The following is a 335-nucleotide window of genomic DNA, read 5'->3' on the forward strand; positions in this document are numbered from 1 at the left end:
GATCCTGAATGGTCTCGAGGCCAAGCTTGGCCAGTTTGCCCGCCTGGCTGGCGCCAACCCCGGAAAGCGTGGTGAGTGGGACAGCATCCAGCAGGCGGCCTTTCATTTGCGCACCGTCGCCTGCATGGCCGCCCACCATTCGGCGCTGGCGACCACCTGGCCCTGCTCGTCAATCTGCGGGCGTGGCAGCCCTTTGCGCTTGGCCACGTTGGCCAGCACCGGGTAACCGCCTTCGAACAGCAGACGCTGCTGCTCTTCTTCATCCAGCATGCTGTTGTCGCGGCGATACAGGCCGGCGTTCTGCCGCTGGCGCTGCGCTTCATACAGGATCAGCG

General features: G+C 65.1%; 1 pseudogene. It reads right to left on the reverse strand.

The features are described from left to right. Window positions 1-102 precede the first annotated feature (102 nt). Window positions 103-335: pseudogene (locus tag BJP35_RS24050) on the reverse strand (tRNA (guanosine(18)-2'-O)-methyltransferase TrmH); the annotation flags it as partial.

Source organism: Enterobacter sp. J49 (genome assembly GCF_002148625.1).
GTDB classification, from domain to species: Bacteria; Pseudomonadota; Gammaproteobacteria; order Enterobacterales; family Enterobacteriaceae; genus Enterobacter; species Enterobacter ludwigii.